The organism is Streptomyces sp. NPDC056948 (genome assembly GCF_042674225.1).
GTDB classification, from domain to species: Bacteria; Actinomycetota; Actinomycetes; order Streptomycetales; family Streptomycetaceae; genus Streptomyces; species Streptomyces purpurascens.
Map to the genome: position 1 here is coordinate 1 of NZ_JBHUQX010000709.1, position 2,648 is coordinate 2,648.

The 2,648-nt window shown below is 69.4% G+C and carries 2 protein-coding genes and 1 pseudogene; 1 reads left to right on the plus strand and 2 read right to left on the minus strand.

Going from position 1 to position 2,648, the window contains the following annotated elements:
• Positions 1 to 207 precede the first annotated feature (207 nt).
• Entirely contained in the window at positions 208 to 1,020 is an 813-nt protein-coding gene (locus ACFTZL_RS43820; protein ID WP_382595904.1) for an amidohydrolase family protein, read from the plus strand.
• Between the two features lie 23 nt (positions 1,021 to 1,043).
• On the opposite strand, the gene ACFTZL_RS43825 is transcribed toward ACFTZL_RS43820, so the two are convergent.
• Positions 1,044 to 1,724: a hypothetical protein gene (locus tag ACFTZL_RS43825; RefSeq protein WP_382595907.1), complete on the minus strand. Its 681-nt coding sequence runs from the start codon at positions 1,722 to 1,724 to the stop codon at positions 1,044 to 1,046.
• 459 nt (positions 1,725 to 2,183) lie between these two features.
• Positions 2,184 to 2,648: pseudogene (locus tag ACFTZL_RS43830) on the minus strand (hypothetical protein); the annotation flags it as partial.

Below are 2,648 nucleotides of genomic sequence, written 5' to 3' on the forward strand. Positions count from 1 at the left end.
CACCAGTGGTGCCCGCCCCGCGCCCGCATGCCCTGATCACGCCTGCAGCGGCCGACCTGCTGCTAGGGCGTGTCTCTGTGTGCATTAAGCGGGGCCGCTTGAAAGGTGGTTGTGCACGGCGCACAGAGGCTAGGGTCACGGTAAGCGATCGCTTAGCCGTTTCGGGTGCAGTATCGCCGACGGCGCCGGAGAGGGGCAGGGAGTCTGATGCCGGTCATCGATGCGTGGATGCAGCACCCCACGCTCCGTCATTCCAACCACGAGATGTTCGAGTCGTTGCGCCGGTGGACGGGGCGGGGTCTGTTGGAGGAGCCGTTGCCGGTCAAGGCCACGGTGGCTGCGATGGCCGCGGCGGACGTCGAGATTGGCCTGTCGGCGGCCTGGTATGGACCCCAGGGGCCGCTGATCAGCAACGATGAGGTGGCCGAGTTCGTCTCCCAGTCCGAGGGGCGGCTACGTGGGGTGGCCGGCGCGGATCTCACCCGCCCGGTTCAGGCGGTGCGGGAACTGCGCCGAGCCGTAGAGGAACTCGGCTTCGTGGCCCTGCGGATCGTGCCCTGGCTCTGGCAGCTCCCACCCACCGACCGGCTGTACTACCCGCTGTACGCGGCCTGCGTCGACCTCGGCATCCCGTTCTGCACCCAGGTCGGGCACACCGGCCCGCTACGTCCGTCCGAAACCGGCCGCCCCATCCCCTACATCGACCAGGTCGCGCTGGACTTCCCCGAACTGGCCATCGTGTGTGGGCACATCGGGTATCCGTGGACCACGGAGATGATCGCGGTGGCCGACAAGCACGCCAATGTGTACATCGACACCAGTGCCTACACCGCCCGCCGCTACCCGCGCGAGCTGGTCGACTACCTGCACGGCCGGGGTCGCAGGAAGGTACTGTTCGGCACCAATTACCCCATGATCACTCCCGGCCAGGCACTGGAGCACCTCGGTGAACTGGGCCTGGACGAGGAGACCACCGAGCTGTTCCTGTCCGGCAACGCTCGACGGATCTTCAGCCTCTGACCGCACCGGGTCACCGCCGGGCCCTATGAGGATCGCCTGGTTGAAGCACTGTTCGACGGCATCGAGCTCTTTGTGTGCCTCGGCGCCGGATCCAAGCGGGGCGCCCCTCCGACACGGCCCTGACGGCACCTCAGCCCGGAACAGCCCGCCACGTCGCCCCTCCTGAACAGGAGCACGGGGCCACCTGACTTCATCACCCTGAACTGGCTGAACCCCTCGATCGCGGTCCCCACAGCCGTGCGTACGCCCACCGTCTCACGGTAGGCACCCAGCCGCCCGGCGGCTGCCTCACGGGTCGGGCAGCGGCGGCGCAGCTCGGCAGCCCAGTCCCGCAGCGGGGCGTAGAGCATGGCGGCGTCGAACCCCACAGGAGCACTGCCCCAGCCTTCCCAGTCCAGGATCTGCAGGGGTGCGGTGAGGTTCGCCCAGTGCAGATCACCGTGGGCGGTGGTCCAGTAGGACACGGCCGGGGCCGGGATGCCGACGAACTCGGGGATCGCCGGGTCCATGTACTGCTGCCGTACGGCGACACGCTCGGTACCGGCCACCGACACCTTCTCCAGCACCCCGGCGAGGTCGGTCCACCAGGCGTCCGGCAACTGGAGGCCGTCCTGGAGGATCGGGTCTTTCGACAGGACGGACTCGTCGACGCGCACCGATAGCTCGGCGCGGTAGGCGACGGCGTCATCGATGACGTCGTGCACGTCCAGGAGCGGGGGCCGGTGTCAGTCGCGGTCGCCGAAGGCGTGCTGGGCATCCAGGGCCCCGTCCCACAGCTTCCCCGCCGCCTTGGCCTCCGGGGCGGACACCAGCCGCATCCACGCCGGGCGCCGACGGTGGTCCGGGCCGGGGCACCCAGGGTGCGCCCGGCCCAACCCCAAAACTCCCCGCCCGGCTCAGTCTGCACGTCCAGAGCCTTCGCAGCGGAGGTGTGGTGGGCACGCATGCGCTGTTCGGTGGCCGGGTCAGGGGGAGGCGAGTACATCAGCGATCTCCCACAACTGGGCCGCCATCAAGGAGGGTTGGGCGACGGCATCAGCCGCCTGTGGCGTACTGGAGGCGGCGAGAAGGACTTCGTCACTCCTGGGCATGACGCGACAGCCAGGACGCACGCCGGGGGGTGAGGCCCGCCCGGCTCGCCCCGTGCTCTCAGCTCTGCCGATTCAGCCCCGCGCCTCGCGGAACTGCTTCACCACCTCGCCTGCAAACACCGCCAGGACCCCCACCACCACTACGGTGTAGAAGGAGTCCGGGGTCTGCCAGCCGCCGTTGACGTCGGACAGGAAGGCCGGGTTGAGGAATTCCTGCCGATGCAGGACCCACGCCAGCGGCAGCGCGAAGGCCGCCTCGGCGGCGATACTCCAGACCGCCAGCGAACGTGTCCACGCCCGCACGGCCCGGATCGCGTCGAGCGTCACGAGGCCAACGAGTCCGGCCAGGATCGGCCAGATCCAGCCCGACCACAGGCCTGGGTCGAGCACGTCGAGGCGTATACCGTCGTCGGTCCGGTACGGCTGCGCGGTGTGCTGCCAGACGATCAGAGCGATCAGCAGCGCGTGCCATGCCATCCCTGCGTAGGCCGCCGCGCCGCGCTCCTTCGGCGCGCGGCGCTCGGGCAGATCGTCGGG

Coding starts and splice junctions, on each gene's coding strand:
- ACFTZL_RS43820 (WP_382595904.1), top strand. CDS start 208: ATGCCGGTCATCGATGCGTGGATGCAGCACCCCACGCTCCGTCATTCC.